This is a genomic window from Gemmatimonadota bacterium (assembly GCA_009838645.1).
GTDB lineage: Bacteria > JAAXHH01 > JAAXHH01 > JAAXHH01 > JAAXHH01 > JAAXHH01.
Window position 1 is genome coordinate 1 of sequence record VXRC01000041.1, and the last position, 3855, is coordinate 3855.

3 protein-coding genes are annotated in these 3855 nt (G+C 49.0%); all 3 read right to left on the reverse strand.

Going from position 1 to position 3855, the window contains the following annotated elements:
• On the reverse strand, positions 1-985 hold a 985-nt coding region (locus F4Y38_11595), incomplete at its 3' end, for a type II toxin-antitoxin system HipA family toxin (GenBank protein MXY49922.1).
• A gap of 307 nt (positions 986-1292) precedes the next feature.
• Positions 1293-2651 (reverse strand): site-specific DNA-methyltransferase, encoded by a 1359-nt coding sequence (locus F4Y38_11600; protein ID MXY49923.1) that lies wholly within the window; start codon positions 2649-2651, stop codon positions 1293-1295.
• The gene (locus F4Y38_11605) at positions 2648-3565 is read right to left on the reverse strand and encodes an IS1595 family transposase (GenBank protein MXY49924.1); all 918 of its coding nucleotides are present in this window, start codon (positions 3563-3565) and stop codon (positions 2648-2650) included. Before F4Y38_11605 ends, F4Y38_11600 begins: the two co-directional genes overlap by 4 nt.
• Positions 3566-3855 lie beyond the last annotated feature (290 nt).

Here is a 3855-nt window from a genome sequence, read left to right on the forward strand (position 1 = left end):
CGTCAATAGCGCTGTGAGCCCTGTCAAGACGGCTGGCGAAGTCAGAAACCGCCAGCATAACTGCTCTGTCGGGCAACCCGAATAGGTTGCCTAGTCGTGCTATATTCTTTGGGCCGATGCTACCGATTCTCATGTTCTTAGCCCCCCCGATTCCCAGTGCCAGCGTCTGGTATTGCGGGTAGCAAGCGGTAGCGACAAGATCATAGCAGGGAGCGAGGCACAATCCGCTTTCTGTGTGCTCCATGGCGAAATTTTTTAGATGAGCGTCCGTATTTCCCGTGAGAATACAGGCCATCACCCGGCGAAACAGTGTATCACACTCTGCCCGCAGGCATATGTCTCCGTTTTGGATGATAAAATCGGCCATGTGCTCGTAGCAGGCCTCGTATTTGCCCTCCGAGCGATTACCAAGCAACTGGTTAAATTCCTCAAAGTGAGTTTTCCTGCCGTCTTCGGTCGTGTCGAATCGTTTGATGAATAGGGCCCTTTCGGAAACACCCTGAAGCGGTGCCAGAGTCATCTCCGCAATCATGTCTTTTTTGAGAAGGGCCGTGCACGCCTGCGTAGTGATGTACTCGAGTCCCAGAATATCGGGCAGCGTGGGGGATGGGAGCTTAGCTATGTAGGTTGCCCGCTCACTGCGCCCCACGGGGCGGAAAACTCGGCCTTCCTTTATTGCGCCCAGCTTGGGCTGAACCCCAGAAAGAGACGCTCTCGATGAAAGCGCAGCGATGTTTTCCGGGTCATTGTGGTCGATTTTAATGTCCCCGGCAGGATCTGGATCAATGATGCTTACGGCGCCGGATAGATCTGTGCCGAAGGCAAGAAGCAGGGGGAAACGGTCGTCCCTTCGGAGTCCGAGTGCGCGTGCTTGCACATCCTTTAGCCAGCCCTCAGCACATAGATTGTCAAAGAAGGGGTGCAACCCGTATTCACTTAAATGAGGCTCGGCCCTAAGAGGCAACGTGTAGGAAATGGCGGGCAAAGAGATTTGCAGATAGCTCTCGTCGTAGGTGAATACGCATCGGCCGCCTGCCTCCTGCGACAGAATGCCAGCGAAAGTGTACCCGTAGTATACTTTGGGGATTATATACGTGTGTACCCATGATTTGCGAGGTTTGGCTAACGCAGTTTGATCTTTCCAGGGGGCGTGTTCAGCAGTTTCTTTGCTAACGCCTCAGGAGAACCCAGCTGGATTGACCGCTGTACATCTGCATAATCCTTTGTTGGACGGCCACGCGGGACTGACGCTTTCTTGCTCTTGGTTGATCTCTTATTGGTTCGTTTCATGGCTATGCTGCTCTTGGTAATTGGGGAAGTCTATTGGCAAAGAAATCTTCTACGGTGTAAATCTGAATCGTTGGAACGTCCATGAATCGCCCTGTACTGGCAGCTGCGTTTCGCATTCCGTTGGTTACACGATCTTCAAAGCAAGTGAAGATTCCCATATCTGCACCGGCTTGCTGCCTTGCTCCGTTGAATGCTTGGACATGACCGGGATTCGTATGTCCGCCTTTCACTTGGGATACCATGTCAGCGAAGTACCCCTTACGCAATGGTATCCGGCCCCATCCATCTATACCACCGTCGCCCCGTTGCTTTTTATTGGCTTCCATCCCGGGAGCCAAAGATGCGGCCCATGTCTCAAAACGGAACGGATCAATACTTGCCATCTCATGGGCTTGGCTTACCGTCTTCGGCATTCCTATAAACTCTACATCACTCCAAACACTGTCAAAGCTCTCTCTGAACCGTTTTTCTATTACTTGACAGGCTTTTGTGCATATGTCAATTCCAATCCATTGACGATCCAATCCCTGTGCAGCTTCTAGTGTGGTACCACAACCGCAGAATGGGTCAAGTACGACACTGCTTCGCTCAATACTAGATGCCTTGATAATTCGCTGCAATAACTCTAACGGCTTTTGTGTTGGGTAGCCACAACTCTGGGCAGAATTACCCTTTACGGAGGCTATTCTCCACACATCTTCTGGTATCTTTCCCGTTGTGGCAGATTCTCCCCCAACATATTTACGGCCACCCAAGACCCTTGCTGTTTTGTAACGCTCTTTTGATGCGTCCAAGATAGGTATTCTAACAGCGTCAGCATTGAAGATATAGCCTTTTGTGCTATTCGTATATCTGAAAACGGTGTCGTGTTTACGGGCAAAATCTTTTTTTGGCCGTCCAGGTGTGTCTGGGTAAAACCAAACAATTTCATTACGAAACGATCCGCTACCGTTGGTAACGAAAATTGAGTTCATGAGTACCCGTAACAGATAGTTCATGGTAGGATCACAATGCAGGTAAATACTTCCTGTCGGTGTCAATACGCGAAAGCATTCCAACAGCCTATTTGCCATATATGACAAGTAGGCTAAGTCTGAACCCTCCCCGAGAATCGTTCTTAACCCCTCCATCGTTGGAGCCATATCATTGCGACTGGCTACTTCATGAAAATCGTCTACAGCTTCATGCCATTGCCACGTATCTTTGAACGCTACCCATTGAGCACCTCCCATATTCGCATTGTAAATCCGCTTTGAGTTGAACGGAGGATCCAAGTAAATCAAGTCCACAGACTTGTCAGGAATAAATTCCCGCATCACGTCCAGGCAATCCCCAAAATAGAGCCGGTTGGGCGTACTCATGATCTTGGCAGATCATCCAGTTGACCAGTGAGCATCTTGTAGGTAAGGCGTTTTCCGACCAAGCCTTTTGCTGTTTGCTCCATCTGGGTAACGGTGTCCAAGTGTCTGACATTATGGCGTCCCACAAACTCATCTACGTAACGCTGTAGGTGTTCGGGTGACATCTTGTGATATGTGCCATAATATCCACGCTTCAGCAACGACCAGAAGGATTCCATGCCGTTGATGTGTGCCATACCGTCTACGTACTCTTTGACTGAGTGCTTAACGGTTGCGTGGGCGGCTCTACGTAGAGCCTGATAGGCTTTCGCGTCGTCAGTGTAGGTTTGTGCTTCCTGACGCGAAGTGCTGTATACGAAGCCTGTGAGCGTCTGAGCGGTAGTATCTGATACTACTCGTGCCTGCACCTGCTTGGTGGTACGGTCTTTTGTACCTACTACGGCTGTTTTACCAACCGGACCGCGCCCAGCATTCAGTTTCTTATGGGCGTGTTTGTTCTTCTCTTTGCCACCTACGTAGGTTTCATCTACCTCAACGGGTCCAGTAAATTGCTCCAGTTCCACATCCCACGTTTTGCGAATCCTATGGGCTAAGTGCCACGCGGTTTTCTGCGTGATGTCCAGATCACGGTGTAGCTTCATGCTGGATACGCCTTTGATCCCAGTATCTATGATGTAAATGGCCAATGCCCATACTTGATAACTCAATTTGGAATCCTGCATGACCGTTCCCACACGTACACTGAACCGCTTACGGCAACCTTTTTCCCTGCACCGGTAAGGCATATGATGCTTGGCACCCGTCTGTACGTTCGTTGAGCCACAGTGGGGGCAGCACGGTTCATTGCCCCAGCGTTGTTTCGCAAACCACCTTTCTGCGGTTGCATCATCAGGAAACAACTTCATGAGTTTCATCCATGAGATTCCTTTGCGGTATGATTTACCGGGTCCTGTTCTACGCTTTTTCATTGTATTTACGTGTTGCTGTGTACCCAATATACGAAACAAGTTTGATATATGTTGCAATTTATGCAACAATTACATACCAATTTGCAACTGTTTTCGTAAATTCATGGGTACACACGTATATAATTCCCTATACTTTACCCCAAAGATTGGTTGCCATTGATTCAATCCGTCCGGTTAAATTGATACAGGACTAAGTTTGATAAAACATGATTTATCATTACAGAGAATAATACACT

Bases quoted from the DNA above. Each gene is read 5' to 3' on its own strand.
- F4Y38_11600 (MXY49923.1), bottom strand. From the start codon at position 2,651: ATGAGTACGCCCAACCGGCTCTATTTTGGGGATTGCCTGGACGTGATG.
- F4Y38_11605 (MXY49924.1), bottom strand. From the start codon at position 3,565: ATGAAACTCATGAAGTTGTTTCCTGATGATGCAACCGCAGAAAGGTGG.